The 18,119-nt window shown below is 26.0% G+C and carries 16 protein-coding genes; 6 read left to right on the forward strand and 10 right to left on the reverse strand.

What is annotated here, in order from left to right; translation table 11 throughout:
* The first annotated feature begins 53 nt into the window (after window positions 1-53).
* Together I4V51_RS12465 and I4V51_RS12470 are read left to right on the forward strand one after the other, a co-directional pair.
* Entirely contained in the window at window positions 54-1,742 is a 1,689-nt protein-coding gene (locus tag I4V51_RS12465; protein WP_195988759.1) for an HD domain-containing phosphohydrolase, read from the forward strand.
* 210 nt (window positions 1,743-1,952) lie between these two features.
* Window positions 1,953-2,297 (forward strand): hypothetical protein, encoded by a 345-nt coding sequence (locus I4V51_RS12470; RefSeq protein WP_195988760.1) that lies wholly within the window; start codon window positions 1,953-1,955, stop codon window positions 2,295-2,297.
* Between the two features lie 107 nt (window positions 2,298-2,404).
* Here I4V51_RS12470 and I4V51_RS12475 read toward each other — a convergent pair whose 3' ends face one another.
* The 6 genes from I4V51_RS12475 to I4V51_RS12500 form a co-directional block, all read right to left on the reverse strand.
* A complete protein-coding gene (locus I4V51_RS12475) occupies window positions 2,405-2,968 on the reverse strand; it encodes a hypothetical protein (protein ID WP_195988761.1) in 564 nt (187 codons plus the stop codon).
* A gap of 123 nt (window positions 2,969-3,091) precedes the next feature.
* Window positions 3,092-5,353 (reverse strand): glycogen/starch/alpha-glucan phosphorylase, encoded by a 2,262-nt coding sequence (locus I4V51_RS12480; protein WP_195988762.1) that lies wholly within the window; start codon window positions 5,351-5,353, stop codon window positions 3,092-3,094.
* Window positions 5,354-5,637: 284 nt separating this feature from the next.
* Complete coding sequence (locus tag I4V51_RS12485; RefSeq protein ID WP_195988763.1) at window positions 5,638-7,113, reverse strand: UDP-N-acetylmuramoyl-L-alanyl-D-glutamate--2,6-diaminopimelate ligase; 1,476 nt, start codon at window positions 7,111-7,113, stop codon at window positions 5,638-5,640.
* 633 nt (window positions 7,114-7,746) lie between these two features.
* Entirely contained in the window at window positions 7,747-8,106 is a 360-nt protein-coding gene (locus I4V51_RS12490) for a hypothetical protein (protein WP_195988764.1), read from the reverse strand.
* On the reverse strand, window positions 8,090-8,587 hold the full coding sequence (locus tag I4V51_RS12495; protein ID WP_195988765.1) for a hypothetical protein: 498 nt from the start codon (window positions 8,585-8,587) through the stop codon (window positions 8,090-8,092). The genes I4V51_RS12490 and I4V51_RS12495 overlap by 17 nt, the downstream gene beginning before the upstream one ends.
* Window positions 8,577-10,589, reverse strand: coding sequence for a leucine-rich repeat domain-containing protein (locus I4V51_RS12500; RefSeq protein WP_195988766.1), 2,013 nt, complete (start codon window positions 10,587-10,589; stop codon window positions 8,577-8,579). The genes I4V51_RS12495 and I4V51_RS12500 overlap by 11 nt, the downstream gene beginning before the upstream one ends.
* Window positions 10,590-10,947: 358 nt before the next feature.
* On the opposite strand from I4V51_RS12500, the gene asnB reads away from it, so the two are divergent.
* On the forward strand, window positions 10,948-12,534 hold the full coding sequence (asnB, locus tag I4V51_RS12505) for an asparagine synthase B (RefSeq protein ID WP_195988767.1): 1,587 nt from the start codon (window positions 10,948-10,950) through the stop codon (window positions 12,532-12,534).
* Between the two features lie 45 nt (window positions 12,535-12,579).
* Here asnB and I4V51_RS12510 read toward each other — a convergent pair whose 3' ends face one another.
* Both I4V51_RS12510 and I4V51_RS12515 read right to left on the reverse strand, forming a co-directional pair.
* Window positions 12,580-13,431, reverse strand: coding sequence for a hypothetical protein (locus I4V51_RS12510; protein ID WP_195988768.1), 852 nt, complete (start codon window positions 13,429-13,431; stop codon window positions 12,580-12,582).
* Between the two features lie 76 nt (window positions 13,432-13,507).
* A complete protein-coding gene (locus I4V51_RS12515; protein ID WP_195988769.1) occupies window positions 13,508-14,338 on the reverse strand; it encodes a hypothetical protein in 831 nt (276 codons plus the stop codon).
* Window positions 14,339-14,581: 243 nt separating this feature from the next.
* Between I4V51_RS12515 and I4V51_RS12520 the strand changes: the two genes are divergently transcribed.
* On the forward strand, window positions 14,582-15,538 hold the full coding sequence (locus tag I4V51_RS12520) for an alpha/beta hydrolase (RefSeq protein WP_195988770.1): 957 nt from the start codon (window positions 14,582-14,584) through the stop codon (window positions 15,536-15,538).
* 110 nt (window positions 15,539-15,648) lie between these two features.
* Here the strand turns inward: I4V51_RS12520 and I4V51_RS12525 are convergent, their stop codons facing one another.
* Window positions 15,649-15,858: a DUF1450 domain-containing protein gene (locus I4V51_RS12525; protein WP_195988771.1), complete on the reverse strand. Its 210-nt coding sequence runs from the start codon at window positions 15,856-15,858 to the stop codon at window positions 15,649-15,651.
* Window positions 15,859-15,985: 127 nt separating this feature from the next.
* Window positions 15,986-16,804 carry an alpha/beta hydrolase-fold protein gene (locus tag I4V51_RS12530; RefSeq protein ID WP_195988772.1) on the reverse strand — a complete coding sequence of 273 codons (819 nt, stop codon included), beginning with the start codon at window positions 16,802-16,804 and terminating at the stop codon, window positions 15,986-15,988.
* 338 nt (window positions 16,805-17,142) lie between these two features.
* Between I4V51_RS12530 and I4V51_RS12535 the strand changes: the two genes are divergently transcribed.
* The gene (locus tag I4V51_RS12535) at window positions 17,143-17,301 is read left to right on the forward strand and encodes a DUF1540 domain-containing protein (RefSeq protein ID WP_195988773.1); all 159 of its coding nucleotides are present in this window, start codon (window positions 17,143-17,145) and stop codon (window positions 17,299-17,301) included.
* 136 nt (window positions 17,302-17,437) lie between these two features.
* Window positions 17,438-18,097 (forward strand): hypothetical protein, encoded by a 660-nt coding sequence (locus tag I4V51_RS12540; protein WP_195988774.1) that lies wholly within the window; start codon window positions 17,438-17,440, stop codon window positions 18,095-18,097.
* The last annotated feature ends 22 nt before the right edge of the window (window positions 18,098-18,119 follow it).

An 18,119-nucleotide genomic window follows, 5' to 3' on the forward strand; every position in this document is an offset into this window, starting at 1 on the left:
TATATAATTAATAATAATAGGTAATATAAATAATTAATAGGTTGAGGTTAAATATGTTAAAACTTATTTTAAAACTAATAGAGTCATTAAGTTATCCTGCTTGGATAATTAAAAATAATCAATTAATACATTTTAATAATGAATTATCACTACTTTTTAATACAAAAATATCTACTATAGATTATAGTAATAATAAACTAAAAATAAATAATAATTTAATACAAAATTCTTCAAATAATTTTTTCTTGATTAATAATACTCAATATTCTCTCAGTTATATTTCAGAGTATATTAATGATATAAATTATAAGATCTATTTTCTTAAAAATGACCTTACTAATTTATCAGAAAATCCTATAGAATCAAATGAAATTCTTAAGACAGTTATAGATAACGTTCCCCAACTGATCTTCTTTAAAGATACTCAAGGTATCTATAAGGTTGCAAACAAAACATGTCTTGATTTTTATTCAGAAAAAGGTATAAATAATATAATTGGAAAAAGTGATTCTGAATTAAAACTAGATAAAGTTTTTTTAAATACATGTGAAAAAAATGATAAAATTGTCATTTCTAAAAGAAAACCTTTATACATAGAAGAACGAATTAATTCTAATAACACACAACAAATATTTCAAACAATAAAAACACCAGTAATAGATAAGAATAATGACTTTATCGGAATAGTTGGGGTTGCACATGATATTACAGAACAGAAAAAATTTGAAGAAAACCTAAAACACTTAAGCTATACCGATTCCTTGACTGGCCTTCATAACAGAGCTTATTTTACTAAAAAAGTTAATGAACTTATAGAAGAAGAGGCTTTTCCAATCCGAATAATTATGGGTGATGTTAATGGATTAAAAATGGTTAATGATACCTTCGGCCATATAGAAGGTGATAACCTAATAATAGCAATATCAAATAAACTTAAATCTCTTTATAATAATGATTTAATATTTAGATGGGGAGGTGATGAGTTTATTTTACTTGTGCCTAATTGTAATTCTTGTGTTGAATGTGATTTAATGAAAAAAATTACTACCATTGATAATGCTTCACTAACTACAAACTTCACTCTTTCCCTATCTATAGGTTCATCAATTATAAAAAACAAATATGATAATCTTGATGATGCTCTAAAGGATGCTGAAAGTAAACTTTATAGCCATAAGCTTTTAGTGGGAAAAAATGTTCGAATAGCTATTTTAACTAACTTAATTAAAACATTACGTATAAAAAATATTGAAAATATCGAACATATAGATCGCGTTATAAACTTATGCTTAAAGCTTGGTAAAAAGCTTAAGTTATCTTTAGAAACTTTAGATGAATTAGTTTTAATCGCTAAACTTCATGATATAGGTAAAATTGCTATTCCTGAAGAAATTTTGTTGAAACCAGGAAGCTTAAGTTATGAAGAATTTGAAATAATTAAGACTCACTCTGAAAAAGGTTATCGACTATTAATGACAATTCCTGAGCTTAACCATATTGCAAAAGGGATATTATCTCATCACGAAAATTATGATGGTAGTGGATATCCCCTTGGATTATCAAAGAGTGAAATTCCTTTAATTTCAAGGATTTTTTCTATTGTTGATGCCTATGATACAATGACTAATAAGTCACTTTATAATAAAACTAAAACAAAATTTGAAGCTATAGAAGAACTAAAAAAATGTTCCGGAACACAATTTGATCCTAAAATAGTTGAATTGTTTTGTTCTATTCTGTAATTTTTTATATTAATCTCTTGTTTTTTTTTGTGTTTTTTTATCTAATTTACTTGTATAAAATTGGTCAACCTTATATTTACTTTAATTTCCATAAATGTTATTATATATAATTGTAGGATGGCCAAACTACTGCCAAAGAATTTGAAATTAGATGAAATTAATGAGTATTAATTTTTAAAAATATAACTTAAAATAGGGAGAGATTTTTTTATGAGATATTACATTCTTAGGACAAATGCAAAAACAGAGGGTACTCCTCACAAGTTACTTAATGGATACAATTTTAAAATAAATAATTTAAATGCAGAAAGATTAATTAGTGATGCCAAAGATGAAGACATTTTCTATTTACTATATAACATTTCAGAAAAAAAATTTGTAGAACAAGGATTAATTAAAAGCATTGAATCAAATAGACCTACAAATAAATATGAAGCTTTATTTCAATCAAGAAAACCTTTAAATATTCAGTACTTACCATATTCTACTCCTAACTGTTGTATAATTCCTACATCTAAACAAAGAGTAGAAGAACTTCTTAATATTGCAGTTTAATCAAATTGCATATTATATATTATTTTAAGTAATACTAGTTTAAAGCTTGGAATAATAAAGGAGCTTATATTTGGGCTCCTTTAAATTTTCCTTTTCGTACATTATTTTTAATTATCCATTTTAGTTGTTAATGGAAAACCTGCATCTGGTGTTATATCTTTATTTAATGTATCTTTAGCTTTTACTGTTGAAATATCAATTTTAGGTTGTAATGTTGCATTTAATGGATAAATTTCATTATCAAATTTTAATACGACATTATACGCTTCATTTATTCCTCCACCTGATACAGTAACAATTAAATCATTAAAGGAATTAGTGACATCAGTGCTAATTATTATAGGCATATTCATTTCAATAGTTTTTGAAATAAATTCATATCCTTCATCAAGAGATTGAAAAATTATCATTGTCCCACCTGCAGTACCACTAAAATCATCACCCCAAAGATAAACTATAACTTCATCTTTGTTATCATCATTTAAATCTTTATAAAAATAAACATACCTATCATTATTCCCTTCCTCAACGCCACTAACATCAAAAATAGCTTCTACCAACTTAGGATTCGATTTTGAATTATCATTTGGCGCTTCAGTATCCTTTTTCGTACATCCAACTAATACTACTAATAAAATTAATGAAAATAATATAATATTCGTTTTTCTCATTTTAATTTTCTCCTTTCTTAAGTTTAATCAATATATAGATAGCTTCTTATATTATTTCCAATATTAAATATTTAATTAATAAAAAAAAGATTAGCACAAATATGTACTAATCCTTTTTTATTATTATTTTAATTTCCAGATATCATTATTGTATTGAGCAATTGTTCTATCTGAAGAGAAGAATCCTGCTTTACTTATATTTATTAAAACTTTTCTATTCCAAGTTTCTCTGTCTGAATAGTCTTCAAACACTTGATTTTTTGTTTTGATATAATCTTCAATATCAAGTAAAGTCATAAACCAATCTTTAACTATTAATTCATTGTGAAGTCTATTTAAGTTCACTTCATCTCCAACCTTTAACATTTCATCACTTACGATAAAGTCAACTAATTCTTTAATGTTTTCTTTTTCGTAATATTTCTTTGAAACATAATCAGCTTTTTTATAATGTTCAATTACTTGTTCACTTGATTCACCAAAGATATAGATGTTTTCATCTCCAACTAATTGATGAATTTCAACGTTTGCTCCATCTTCAGTTCCTAAAGTTAAAGCACCATTTAACATAAATTTCATGTTACCAGTTCCTGAAGCTTCTTTAGATGCTAAAGAAATTTGTTCTGAAACATCACAAGCTGGTATTAACTTAGATGCCATAGTAACATTATAATTTTCAACCATAACAACTCTTAAATGTTTATTTACTTCTGGATCATTGTTAATGATTTCTTGTAAACAAAGAATTGTATGAATTATATCCTGTGCAATTATATAAGCTGGTGCAGCCTTTGCTCCAAATATCATTGTTATTGGGGTTGTAGGAATCTTTCCTGCTTTTATATCTAAATATTTATGAATGATGTATAAAACATTCATTTGTTGTCTCTTATATTCATGAAGTCTCTTTATTTGAATATCAAATATTGAATTTTCATCTATTTCAATATTTTGCTTTTCTTTTAAATAATTCTTTAATGCAATCTTATTGTTCTTTTTAATTTCTCCAAGCTTTGATAATACATCTTTGTTATCAATATATTTACCTAAATCCTCTAACTTAGTTGCATCTACCTTGAAGTCTTCTCCAATAAGTTCAGTAATATAATTAGTTAATTCATTATTACAGTGGATTAACCATCTTCTGAAAGTTATACCATTTGTTTTATTATTAAACTTTTCTGGATATATATCATAGAATGGCTTTAACTCTTCTTGTTCTAATATTTCTGTATGAAGAGCCGCAACACCATTTACACTAAATCCATAGTGAATATCCATATGAGCCATGTGTACTCTATCATCTTTATCTATAATATAAACTCTTTCATCATCAAATTTTTCTCTTACTTGATTATCTAACTCTCTAATTATTGGCATTAGTTGTGGAACAACTTTTTCTAAGTACGCTATTGGCCATTTTTCTAATGCTTCTGCTAATATTGTATGATTTGTATATGCACAAGCCTTGGTAACGATACCGATAGCTTCATGCATTTCTATACCCTTTTCTCCTAATAATCTTATTAATTCTGGTATAACCATTGAAGGGTGTGTATCGTTAATTTGAACTACTACATGCTCATGTAATTTGTGTAAATCATATCCGTTTTCTTCTGCTTCTAAAAGAATTAATTGTGCTGCATTACTTACCATGAAATATTGTTGATATATTCTTAATAAGTGTCCTGCTTCATCACTATCATCTGGATATAAGAATAAAGTTAAATTTTCTTTAATATCTTCTTTATCAAAATTTATTCCATCTTGTACCAATGTTTCATCAATAGTATCTATATCAAATAATCTTAATTTATTTGAAGCTTGATTATATCCTGTAACATCTATGTCATATAAAGTTGAAGTTACTTTAAATCCACCGAATAAAACATCAAATTTAATATTAGATTTATTTAACCAACTTTCTGGAGTTATCCATGGATTCTTTTCTGCAGTTTGTTTATTATTTTTAAATACTTGCTTAAATAATCCATAGTGGTAGTTAAGTCCAACCCCATCACCATTTAATCCTAAAGTTGCTATTGAATCTAAGAAACATGCAGCTAGTCTTCCAAGACCACCATTTCCTAATGAAGGTTCTAATTCCATTTCTTCTATTTCAGTTAAATCTTTACCATTAGCAGCTAATACTTCTTTAACTTCATCATAAAGTCCTAAATTTATTAAATTATTTGATAATAACTTCCCAATTAAGAATTCTGCTGATATATAATATAATTTTTTATTTCCTTTATTTGTACCTTTATTATTAATGCATCCCTTTGTCATTTCTAACAATGCTAAATATACTTCTTCGTTAGTTGCATTTTCTATTGTTTTTTGAAATCTATTTTTTAAGATTTCAGCTAAATTATTTTTTACCATAATAAATTATCCCACCTTAAATTCATTATTTTCTAATAATATATAATTCAAATTTTTATTTTATGATTAATCATTTACAATTATATAATAACAATTTTTAAAAATAATCCTTGTACATTCTTTTTATTTTTTGTATATTTTTTATGTTATTTTTTTTAATAGTAGTTTTTTTTAAATAGTAGTTTTTTTTAATTTTTACTTAGCTTTTGTAAACATTTTCATTTTTATGTTAAATTTTTCTAAAAATAATAGGTATAAAGAAATTTATACCTATTATAAAAATATTATATTGTATTAAAATAATTTATAACCGTCTCCTTATCACTAAAATGATGTTTAACAGTTCCAACTATTTGATAATCTTCATGTCCTTTTCCTGCAATTACAACTATATCATCATGTCCAGCAATTTTACAAGCATATTCTATTGCATCTTTTCTATCCTCAATCACTGTATGACTATCTGTAATTCCAACTATAATATCATCAATTATTTGTTTAGGATCTTCAGTTCTTGGATTATCTGAAGTTACTATAGCTATATCACTATACTTTGCCGCAATATTTCCCATTATGGGTCTCTTTGTTCTATCTCTATCTCCACCACAGCCGAATACAGTTATTATTTTTCCTTTAGTAACTTCCTTCATAGTTTTTAAAATATTTTCAAGCGCATCTGGAGTATGTGCATAGTCAACTACAACTGTACACTCCATTTTATCATGATAAACTCTCTCACATCTTCCATCTACAGCTTTCATAGTCTCAAATGCTTCTATAACATCTTTTACAGATACATATTCACCTACTACTAACATTCCTATAACACCTAAAGCATTATATATATTATAAAGTCCTGCTATGTGAAGCTTAACTCTTCCCTTAAACTCATCACCAATATATAAATCAAACTCTGAACCATTTGCTGCTAAATCTAAATTTTCTGCTCTAACATATCCATGTTCTACTCCGTAAGATGTTACAACTTTATCATCCTTATTAGTTTCATGTAATGTATTTAACATTCTCTTTCCATATTCATCATCACAATTTATAACTGTACTTTTAGCCTCTTTAATAAATTTAAATTTTGCATTATAGTAATTTTCAAATGTTTTATGATAATCCATATGATCTTGAGTTAAGTTTGTAAACATACCTCTGCTAAAGTTTAACCCTTCAACTCTTCCCATTGCTGACGCATGAGATGATACCTCCATTAAACAGTATGTACATCCTGCTTCTCTCATATCTTTAATAAGTCTAAATAATTCTATCGCTTCAGGAGTTGTCATAGCTGTTGGTATTTTTTTATCTCCAATATAATTAGCAATAGTTCCTATAAGTCCAACTTTATCTCCTGCATGCTCTAGTATATGCTTCATCATATATGTTGAAGTAGTTTTTCCATTTGTACCTGTTACACCTAAGAAAACTAAATCTTTATCTTGAATATTAAAGAATACTTTTGCAATTATAGCCATACATTCTCTAGTATCAGCAACTTTTATATATGCGATTCCATCTTTAATATCTTTTATTTCTTTACTATGGATAATAACTTTTGCCCCTTTTTCTATTGCATCATTTATTAAATCATGTCCATCAACTTTTACACCTATAACTGCAATAAATAAACTTCCATTTACCACCTGTCTTGTGTCTCTTGTAATATCTATAACATCTATTTTTGAATAATCTATTTCATTTGTAGAAGTATAATCTAACTTTGAACTTTTTAATATTTCACTTAATACCATTTTTAAACTCCCTATATTAAATTTATTTTTAACTATTTTTATAATAGTATATTTTCTTACTCATAATATTGTACATCATTTATTATTCTTTATCTATAAAAAGTGAGACTATTACTATAATAAACTCCTATTATTAATCTTAACCTTTTATTTTTATATTAAACACTTCCATCATTAACAATGCCAATCTTCTGAAAAATCTAATTCATCTCCAATGTGATTACTAACCTCAACTTTTCTTTTTATAGCTTGTCCTAAAGTTACCTCTTTATTATTTATAATAATGACTATTTTTATTATTTACTCTCACTCTTCTAAACCTAATATATCATCTCTAAAATACTCTGAATACCTTCTTATTAGATTCTTTTATACTCTGAAGCATTTTTTCTTACATCAATCATCTTAATATTAAATTTAAATTTGCTAATGTGTTTAGTACTGAAAATTTAATTCTTATTTGCAAATAAAAAAAACTATCCCTATTTTATTAAAGGATAGTTGCATTTAATTTCGTCAACTGCCTAGCATAGTTATAAAAATCATTTTCAATTATTTCTTTCTATAATTTAGTTAAAATTAATATTTTTTATTACTAAACAATAAAAAATGTATACTTACGACTTGCTATTTTTATATCAACTCAAATTCTAATGTCGCTTTTACAGTTACTTCCCTAGTATTTTCATCTATTTCATATCTCCAGCTAACACTACCTATTACTACGTCTGTTGGCTTAAATCCAATATTATTATAGGTTGTATTGTATTCAACCTGTTCTTCTCCTATAATATACTCAATTCCACCATCTTCACCACATTGTCCCGTATCTATTCTATAGGATTCCCATAATACTATCTTAATACTTACAATTTCTGAACTTATAACACAAGAAGCCTCTATATCATCCTTCTTAATGGCAATCCACTCTAATTGCTCTGGCTTTATTAATTTCGCATCTAATGTATATATAATATCAACAGTCTTTTTCATTATTACCCTCATACTTTAAATTAGCTATTGCTTTAATAACTATAACTACTTGATTATCCCCCTCAAAATAATAAGATGCATATATACTATTATTATCTATTGTAACATTAGGTGTTTCACCAATAATTCTACATAATTTATTAGTAAATTCAACATTAGTTCTTAACCTTTTTATTAAAGAATCACCTCCATCTTTATAAGTTATAACTTGTTTTATAAATCCATTAATAATCAAATATCCTTCCGAATTAACCGACTTATTAGAAATTATAATATCTGTAGTTATATTACTAATTACTGAAGCTTTAGATAATTTTCCCTCAATAAAATAATTTAATGTTGCACTATAGCTTTCACCTTGAGGAAACACGTATATATATCCTTTACTTGAATCTAATATGCAGTTATCTTCAGCATTATTTGTTTCAACTTTATATTTATATTCTATATTTCCGGAAGTGACTACTAAGTCACCTATCATTAATGTTCTCTCCTTTATATTTTATTGCTTTATAACTAAATATATTTATTCCTCTCATAACATTATTATTCAATGTTGGAACTTCTGCATATCCTGCTGTAGTAATAATATTAATTTTACCTCTTGTATTTCTACTGTCTTTATCTAAATTAAGTTTTATTTCATAATTAAAAGTTAAAATACTATTTGGTGCTACTTTACTCCAAATAATTTCATTGTTTTCTCTATATCCACCATCAGAAATACCAGTTATATTAGCTATATACTCCTTACCACAAGCTAATAAATCCAAAGATATTTTTACTATACCATCGATTCTTATCTTTTGAGATGGATAGCTTACCCTTTGCTTGCTACTTATTACGTTACTTAAATACTCTAATCTGAACAATGGACTTAAATCATAAATCTTATTTCCACTTATATCTACACTAATTAAAAGTTTCATATTTTCTAATTGATTTATATTTTCTATATTATTATTTGATATATTTAAAACCTCAACATTTTTAGCATATTCTAAACCCGATAAATCACTAATATTGGCATTTGATAAATTAATATTCTTTAAAGTCATCATATCTTTATTAGTTATTCTATCGTGGCTTATTTTATTTAGTATTACTAACAACATACTTTCTAAATTACTATCTATAAAACTAATAAATATAACTAATAATACAGTTCCTGAAAAAAATACATTACTAGCCATATTATTTATATAAGTACCATTTGAAAAATCAAATGTTAGATTATCATCTTCTGTAACACCACTCCATATTATAATATTATTATTTTCACTATAATACATTGGTTGTATATTTTTTATTTTAGGAATAGTATTGTCTATATCTCTTAATATAGTATTAAGCTCTAAAATACAAGTACCGTTTATTATTGGTGGGCTTTGAATTTTTATGCTTTGATTATTAACTGCTACTCCATTGTATGGAAAGCTCAGACCTCCAATATTACTAAGGAAATAAATATTACTAATAAAGTTATTATCTATGGATAAACTTGTTAAATTTTTAAGATATGATAATGGTTTTACAGATAAGATTTTATTATTGTCTAACTTTAATATTAACAAAGACATTAGATTTTTTAGAGGTTCCAAATTACTAATACTGTTATTATTTAAAGATAACATTTCTAACTTTTTATTATTAGCTAACAAACTCAAATCACTAATTTGATTATTATCCATATACAAATTTTTTATATTATCTAAGGTTGATATTGTTGATATATCATTTATATTATTAAAACTTAAATACAATGTAGTAATTGTATTTAAATTTGCAATTACTGTAATATCACTAATACCATTATTATTTAAATATAAATATATAATCTCTTGCAAATTTCTTAATAATGAAATTGATTGTATTTGATTTTTAGATAACCCTAAAGAAAGTAATCCTGATAAGTTAGGAAGTAACGATTCCCCATTATTATTAATACTTTCTATACCATTTCCACTTAAATCCAATGTTTCTATAGTACTTAAGCTAGATAAAGAAAAAGCTTCTAATTCTATAAGACTCTTAGAAATATTTCTCATTCTAAGAACCTTTAAAAATTTAAGTTTTTCAAATGAACTTATATTACTTATTGGATTATTACTTATATTTAATCCTTGTAAATTTATTAAATTAGCAATAGGTGTTATATCTTCAATTTTATTCATATTAACTTCTAACCAAGTTAATTGTTTTAATCCAGATAACTCACTAATATCACTTATGTTATTATCCGTAAGATATAATTGACCTATATTAGTTGCATACCTTAATCCATCTAGAGTATCTAAGGATACCCCTGTGTTATATAATGATAAATCTAAATATCCTGTTAAACTTTCCATATCCTCTATGCTTTTAACCAAAACTCCTGTAGCAATAAGTATAGCCTGTTGTAACTTAGAATTTATAGTACTAGTATTTGCTAATATATTTATTTTTTTATCTATTTCATTACTCCTTTCTAAATTGCTCAACTTACTTTCTCTCCTCTTGCTCTACTAATTTGCATATTTAAATTCACAATTCATTATATTCACCTCTTATACTCTCGTTCCCCAATTTTATAATTATATTTTCCCACTGCCGTATTATTAAATTTATATATTTGCCTAAAGTTTTGTTGCATTTTAATACCATTTATAATATAATTTAACAAATAGTTTTTTTATAAAATTTCATCAAAGGCGATGATAAATTAATTTAAAAGTTAAAAATAATATTTTATTTTTAATTTCTATGTTTATTTATCTTTGAGCCTTTGTCTAGATAAGAATTGTTTTCAAGGCTCGCTTTAAGCGGGCCTTTATTATTTTATAAAAGGGGGCAAAAAAATTGTGTAGTTTTGTTGTATTTTCTTCTACCAAATTAAATTTATCTGATTTCTCAAAAAACCTAAAAAAGGTTGAACATAGAGGACCAGATAATAATTATTCTGCTATTGAAAATGGTTTATCATGGGGCTTTAACCGCTTATCAATAATGGACTTATCTTCCAACGGAAATCAACCATTTAAATATAATTCATGTGAGCTTGTTTGTAATGGAGAAATTTATAATTATATATCTTTAAAAGAATTGTTATCTAATGAATATACTTTTCATTCCAATAGTGATTGTGAAATTTTAATACCCTTATACTATAAATACGGTATTGAAATAATGTGTAAAATGCTTGATGCTGAATTTGCTTTAGTTTTATATGATAGTGAAACTAACTCTATAATGGCTGCAAGAGATCCTATGGGAATCAGACCTATGTTTTATGGATATACAAAAGAGGATCATAAAATCTCTTTTTCAAGTGAAGCAAAAGGGCTAATTGATTATTGTAATGATATTATGCCATTTCCTCCAGGACATTATTATAAAGATGGGAATTTTATCTGCTATAACGATTTATCAGACTCAAAGTTTATTAATAATGATAATTTAAATGTTATATTTACTAATATAAAAAACAAACTTATATCTGCCGTTGAAAAAAGATTGCATGCAGACGCACCTATTGGATATTTATTGAGTGGAGGCTTAGATTCTTCTCTCGTATGTTCTATTTCTCAAAGACTTATGAATAAACCAATTAAAACTTTTTCTATAGGAATGGAAACTGATCCCATAGATTTAAAATATGCAAAGCAAGCAGCTGAATTTCTAGGAACAGATCATACTGAAGTTATAATAACTAAAAATGATGTTTTAAGTTCTTTAGAAGAGGTTATTTATCATTTGGAGACTTTTGATATTACTACTATTAGAGCTAGTATAGGAATGTATTTATTATGTAGATATATTCATAAAAATACTGATTTAAAAGTTATTTTAACTGGCGAAGTTAGTGATGAATTATTTGGCTATAAGTATACTGACTTTGCACCATCTCCAAGTGAATTCCAAAAAGAATCTCAAAAGCGAATAAAAGAATTGTATATGTATGATGTTTTAAGAGCCGATAGATGTATTTCTGCTCATGCATTAGAGGGACGAGTTCCCTTTGCTGATATTGATTTTGTTAACTATGTAATAAGTATTAATCCTGAAACAAAAATGAACACTTATAATAAAGGTAAGTACTTATTAAGAAAAGCATTTGAAGAAGAAAATTATTTACCTAATGACTTACTTTATCGTGAAAAGGCCGCCTTTAGTGATGCTGTTGGTCATTCTCTTGTTGATTGTTTAAAGGAGTATGCTGAAGAAAAATATACAAATATTGACCTTGAATTAGCTAAGGAAAGATATGAATATTGTACTCCTTTCACTAAGGAGTCTCTTCTTTATAGAGAGCTATTTGAAAAATATTATTCTGGAAATGCTAAATGGATTAAAGATTTCTGGATGCCCAATGGAGAGTGGTCTGGTTGTAATGTTAATGATCCAAGTGCTAGAGTTCTTTCTAATTATGGAGATAGTGGAAAATAACTAAAAATTTAAGGAGCCTTTTACTCTAGGCTCCTTTTATATTTTTTATAAATTAACAGTAACTTGTACTCTAACATAATATTTTCCTCCATAAGCTAAAATATTATCATCAATAATAAATTGAACTATATTTCCACTTAAATATAATATATTATTTAAATTTTTATCATATCCATATCTAACTTCGCTTATACTACAATAATTTAAATCTAAAACTTGTGAAAAATAAATACTATTCGCACCTATATTTCCTTCATTTGTTATTTCTGTTAAATAATAAACACTCTTACCTGCTGTAATATTAACTGGTTGTGATTTTTCATTATTATTCATATCAACCATAGTAACTACACCTTGTAGACTAGCATAAGTTGCTGTTATTTTTATACTTGGCATATTTAATATATTAAATATTTCCTCATATTCATAAGCATTTATTTGTAATGTAATAGTATCTCCTGGCTTATTTCCTATATACTCCATTAATATTTCAACTTCTTTTACACCATTTATATTATTAATTTTAGCTGGAACCTTTCCTATATTTATATAAGTTCCCATAATATAATTAGATGTAGTATACTCTTCCTTAAATATTTTATTTATCCTAAAAACATTATTTAAATTACCTATTAATTTTATATATACATCTTTTGATTCTTCTAATGCTGTATTTAATAATATTATTTTAAACTTTCCTAATACCTGAACTTTACTATTTTTTTTATTAGTCTCCGATGTAATTATTGATATAGGATCATAATCTATAGATGTTTTTACAATATACATTTCTATATTGCTAGTAAAATCGCATTGTCCTATTCCATCTTTACTATTGTTAACATCATATTTAAATTCTACCTTTTCTTTTACATTAGAAACTTTAGTCTGTATCATTTAACTTCCCTCCTCTCATATTTAAGTAAAGGTACTAGAATATATTCTAGCACCCAACTATAATTAGACTAGACTATTATTTTACAGTTTCAGGAACCCTTACATAATATACACCATTTGTTGCCGCTATATCTGATGGAAGTGTATATACATTATCTACTGGAGTAAGAGTTATTGAATCTGAAAAATCTGAATTTACAGAACCTATTACAGTTCCTATTGTCAAATTAGCTGCATCAGGTTCTATTGTAATTTTAGTATTTTTAGAAGCCGCATTACCAGTATTGGAAATTGTTATATCATATTTAAATGAAGCTCCTGGCTTAACATAATATGCTCCACCTATAGGAGCTGGTCCATCTGTTATAATTGTAGTAAGTCCTAATAGAGCTGCAGAAACACTTACTTGTACTGTACCTTTTAATGTTGGAGTAATATTCTCATATGCTGCATTCCAACTTTCGTATAAATTGATTGTAAATGTTGCTGTATCACTAAGTGCTGTACCTATATGAGTAACTTCTATTGTAGCTGTTCCTATTCCCCCTGGAGCGAGTATCCCATTATTACTAGTTGTAACTAATAATGTTTTCGTATTATTTATATTATTAGTAAATTCGGTTGCCCCTGTATTTGTAGTTACATCAAAATATATAGGTTCAGTTGTTGCAGTTGAGCTATTATTAGTAACTGTTACTACTAAATTACCCTTTACTTGAGTGTGTCCAGTTTGATGAATATCTGTCTTACTTGAAGCATCTCCATATTTAATATTTGCTGCTGAATAAATATACATTGTTAATCCTGCATTTTGTGCTGTACCTCCAAAAGTACCATCAGCTATTCCATTAACATCATAATTAAAATTTAATGTTTCTTTCATATCTGTAACTTGAATCTTTGCCATAATATGGTTTCCCCCTTGAATTTTCATTTGTTTGAATATTTTCTACATGATAATTTATTCATTCTTTAAAATTAAGTTACATAAATCAAAAATGTTGTCAAATAATATTTTTATTATAAATTTACCCTTCTTTTATTTATAATTTCAAAAAAAAACACCGTTATTATTAAGCATTTCTTAACACATATTATCTACTTTTTCATGATATAATTAATATAAAAATTCTATTTTAGAGGTGAACGTATGAAGGAAATCATAATAATTTTATTATGTATTATACTTATAGCTTTAATAATAGTAATTTGCTATGGTGGAAATTACTTATATAACTTAGGTATAAACCCAAAATATCCTAAAGATTTAATATTTAAAAGCAATACAGATGAAGAAACAAAACAAAGTGAAACTAGTGGGGTTACTACTATAGACAGTAAAACTTGGTTACTTAAATATAGTAACTACAAAGACTTATTCATTAACTCCAAGGATAATTTAAAGCTACACAATTTTCTAATAAAAAATGAAAACAAATCTAATAAATGGGTTATAGCTGTTCATGGATATACCTCGCAAGGTACATACATGGCTTCTTATGCACAAAACTTTTATGATATGGGATACAACATTATAATTCCAGACTTAAGAGGGCATGGCAAAAGTGAAGGAAATTATATAGGAATGGGCTGGGATGAAAGATTTGATATTATTGATTTAATAAATTACATTAATGATAATTTTAAAGATTCTCAAATTGTTCTTTTTGGTGTTTCCATGGGAGCTGCAACTGTTATGAGTACTTCTGGTGAGAAGCTACCTAGAAATGTTAAAGCAATAATAGAGGATTGTGGATACACATCCACTTGGAACCAATTTGCTTATCAATTAAAAGCATTATTTAAATTACCATCATTCCCTATGATGCATACTGCAAGTATTATTTGCAAACTACGCTCTGGATATTTTATTAGTGAAGCATCACCTATTAAACAAATAAAAAAATCAACAATTCCAATACTTTTTATTCATGGAGATAAAGATAGCTTCGTTCCATTTTTTATGCTTGATGAACTTTATAATGCTTCACAAACAGAAAAAGAAAAGTTAATTATACCTGAGGCTAAACATGCTAGAGCTAGTTATGTTAATCCTAAATTATATTGGGAAACAGTTGAAAAATTTTTAGAGAAATATATTAACTAAACTGTGAACTAAGGCTTAGATGCCGCGATGCCGAAAATTAATGATATAACCTCTTTTGCTTATATCATTAATTTTTCGTTATCACTGTAGTTCACAGTTTTATTCAAGTGTTACTTAGAACTTACTATTGCTCTTGTCTTAATAATAAACTCTGCTTCGCTTTTTGCTTCAACAAACTCACCATTAACCATAGCAACTATAGTCTCATCCATTCTTCCCCCACATTCTCCAATACATCCACATACTATTTTCTCATCTTTAAATTCTCTTTTTATTACATCAAGATCTATTCCTGAGCAACCTGGACACATTACTATCATACTTTTTTCTCCTTTGTTTTATATAATGATTTATCTCTAATTATAAACTAAAAGTATTTCTAATAAAATATTCTTTACACTAAAAAAAGATGTCTAAATTTAAACATCCCTTTAACAACTTTACTTTTTATTTTTCTAAAATCCATTCTAAAAATCCTGGAAATCTTCTTTTCCAAGAATCCTCAGAATGATTTGCTCCTTCTTCAATTACAACCTTTATATCTTTTTTATCTTGTCCTAAATTTAAAAGCAAATTTTCTAATTCCTTAGTATCATTAACATAAATTTCATTAAATTCACTTACTTCACTATCAGATGTTTCTTTAGTTCCTGAATCTAAATAAATCTTCATGTTATCTTTATAATTTTTCTTTATAAATTCAATTAAATTTTCCTTACTAAACCATGCTGCTGTAGAAAAAGCTCCTATAATAGAAAATACTTCAGGATACTTATATCCAGCATATAATGATATAAATCCGCCCATTGAAGAACCTACTATAAATGTGTTTTCTCTAGTTTTTAATGTTCTATATTTTTTATCAATATATGGCTTTAATGAATTTACTAAAAATTCAACATATAAATCTCCTTCTCCACCAGCTATTTCTATACTTCTACTTGGAATAAACTTTTTAAGATTTTCATTTACCCAAGGTGAATATTCATCAAGTCTACCAAATGTAGTTTCATTATTACAATCTATACCAACAACTATAATACCATCGTTTCCAGACTCTTCACTTTTACTCATTGAGTTTTGTATATCCCATATACCCCCATAAGCTGAAGTTTCTTTATAAAATAGATTATGTCCATCATGCATATACATAACTTTATAATATTTATTTACATTTTTATCATAATCATTAGGTAAATATACTCTAATCATTCTTTTTCTATTTAATTCTTTTATTTCTACCTCAAAATTTTCAATACGATACATTTTTTCCCTCCCTAACTTATATCTCTACAAAAATATTATAATTAATTCAGTTTAATAATTATAGTGTAAAACTTACCATATAATATTGTGAATTTCATTATATAAATCGCCTCTTAAACCATTAATAAACAGTACATATTTCTCACATATATATTTGTTTATATCAATACTACTGTAATCTTTTTAAATATATAGTTTCTTCTTAATTAAGAATAATTTATTTTTCTAAGGATAAAATAAATTAGAATGAATCAATAATATAGTTAAGTTAATATAATATATACTCCTACCGTTATATTACTTAACTATACTATTTTCTTAAAAGAGGAGGATTAATTATGAAACATAACGAAAGTATCGGTTGTACTGTTACTGAATGCAAATTTCATTGTACAGATGATAATTACTGTACCTTAACTCACATTAAAGTTGTTAGTCATACTACCTGTACATCTAGTAAGGAATGTACTGATTGCGGTAGCTTCGTAAAAAAATAATATTACGAGCATATATTTTCTTAATATAAGGGTGGTTAAAATTACTGCCCTATTTTAATCTTTTTAATTATTTATAAATAAAATTTTATTTTTTAAAACATACTAAATATTATTAATAATTTAAGGAGTGAAACAAATGAAAAGATTCTTAAGTTGCCTTTTATCAATATTAACTTTATTATCTATTATACTTTATACTTTACCTGTATCTGCATCTTCTATCGAAAATCCTTATTCTCAATTTGTAGATGATCCATATTATGAGGTTACAAGTGACTTTATTACTGGTATAACAGATAAACTTTCAAAGCTTCCAGCTTCAGGTAGTGTTTGCATAGACTATTTAGGAGAAGAGATATTATTACATAGAGCTATATTGTTTGCTACTAATAATATAGAAAGTTATTCAAACAATCCCGAACTAATTGATATTAGCGATGATATAATTGATAATTATACTGGTGAATTAAAAGAAATGAGAATTGAGCTAGGTAGATTAATAGATACTTATGGAAAAAATAAAGAGTCCCTTAAAGAAGATGATGATTATATTAAACAATATAAAGTAATTGTTGATAAACTAATTAAAGACTTATCAGAAATAAAAGAATCTGAAAGTAATGAAAAGACATACATAAAACAAGCAATTGCACTTTTACAAGCTTCTCATGATATTTCATCAATGAATACTAAATGTGCTAAAAGTGAATTAGTTAAGGAAATTGCTAAAGATGAAATTACAAATACTCAAGAATATATTTCTAGATTAAAAACTCTTGAAACAGCATTAAAATAATTAAAAATTAAGAAGTTAAGTA

It is taken from the genome of Clostridium sp. D53t1_180928_C8, assembly GCF_015667795.1.
GTDB lineage: Bacteria > Bacillota > Clostridia > Clostridiales > Clostridiaceae > Clostridium.

Bases quoted from the DNA above. Each gene is read 5' to 3' on its own strand.
- I4V51_RS12465 (WP_195988759.1), top strand. From the start codon at position 54: ATGTTAAAACTTATTTTAAAACTAATAGAGTCATTAAGTTATCCTGCT.
- I4V51_RS12470 (WP_195988760.1), top strand. From the start codon at position 1,953: ATGAGATATTACATTCTTAGGACAAATGCAAAAACAGAGGGTACTCCT.
- I4V51_RS12475 (WP_195988761.1), bottom strand. From the start codon at position 2,968: ATGAGAAAAACGAATATTATATTATTTTCATTAATTTTATTAGTAGTA.
- I4V51_RS12480 (WP_195988762.1), bottom strand. From the start codon at position 5,353: ATGGTAAAAAATAATTTAGCTGAAATCTTAAAAAATAGATTTCAAAAA.
- I4V51_RS12485 (WP_195988763.1), bottom strand. From the start codon at position 7,113: ATGGTATTAAGTGAAATATTAAAAAGTTCAAAGTTAGATTATACTTCT.
- I4V51_RS12490 (WP_195988764.1), bottom strand. From the start codon at position 8,106: ATGAAAAAGACTGTTGATATTATATATACATTAGATGCGAAATTAATA.
- I4V51_RS12495 (WP_195988765.1), bottom strand. From the start codon at position 8,587: ATGATAGGTGACTTAGTAGTCACTTCCGGAAATATAGAATATAAATAT.
- I4V51_RS12510 (WP_195988768.1), bottom strand. From the start codon at position 13,431: ATGATACAGACTAAAGTTTCTAATGTAAAAGAAAAGGTAGAATTTAAA.
- I4V51_RS12515 (WP_195988769.1), bottom strand. From the start codon at position 14,338: ATGGCAAAGATTCAAGTTACAGATATGAAAGAAACATTAAATTTTAAT.
- I4V51_RS12520 (WP_195988770.1), top strand. From the start codon at position 14,582: ATGAAGGAAATCATAATAATTTTATTATGTATTATACTTATAGCTTTA.
- I4V51_RS12525 (WP_195988771.1), bottom strand. From the start codon at position 15,858: ATGATAGTAATGTGTCCAGGTTGCTCAGGAATAGATCTTGATGTAATA.
- I4V51_RS12530 (WP_195988772.1), bottom strand. From the start codon at position 16,804: ATGTATCGTATTGAAAATTTTGAGGTAGAAATAAAAGAATTAAATAGA.
- I4V51_RS12535 (WP_195988773.1), top strand. From the start codon at position 17,143: ATGAAACATAACGAAAGTATCGGTTGTACTGTTACTGAATGCAAATTT.
- I4V51_RS12540 (WP_195988774.1), top strand. From the start codon at position 17,438: ATGAAAAGATTCTTAAGTTGCCTTTTATCAATATTAACTTTATTATCT.